Origin of the sequence: Mesorhizobium sp. M1E.F.Ca.ET.041.01.1.1 (genome assembly GCF_003997355.1) — a bacterium.
Classification (GTDB): domain Bacteria; phylum Pseudomonadota; class Alphaproteobacteria; order Rhizobiales; family Rhizobiaceae; genus Mesorhizobium.
The window spans coordinates 1-499 of sequence record NZ_RZSL01001241.1; the positions used below are offsets into that span (position 1 = coordinate 1).

General features: G+C 62.1%; 1 pseudogene. It reads right to left on the bottom strand.

What is annotated here, in order from left to right:
* Window positions 1–28 precede the first annotated feature (28 nt).
* A pseudogene (locus EOA38_RS39670) lies at window positions 29–499 on the bottom strand (hypothetical protein); the annotation flags it as partial.

Below are 499 nucleotides of genomic sequence, written 5' to 3' on the forward strand. Positions count from 1 at the left end.
GCTCACCAGGGATGGGTGGTTCGCGGGACTATCCGCGTGGGACCGCAAGAACACGGTGACGCTTCGTTTTGATCGCATCGTCAGTGGCGCGCGAATAGGCCTCGAGCAGAGCAGCAAGGTCGGCGCCGGTCGGGGGTGACCGCACAGACCTCGGCGATCCTTGATGCTTGTCCATGAAATCCGAGAAGTGCGCAATCAACCGGTCATGGCCGCCTGCAGCCAGGACGAGCCGACGCCGCCGGGCAACAGCATCGTCCTCATCTGTCATCAACCAGCTGACAGGCTTGTCCGCGAGCCATTCGAAGCAGCGGATGCGCGAGGACGTGGACAGGTTCGTGAGCGTCTTCCCCAATGAGACGCCTGCAACGATAGGCGCGCCCAGCAGGCGCGAAGTCAGGTCGCCGATCGTCATCGATCCCTTGGCCATCTCCACCTTGCAGATATCGTCGATCGACCGTTCCAGCCGTCGTGCCGACGTTTTGACGAAGACCTTCGATGC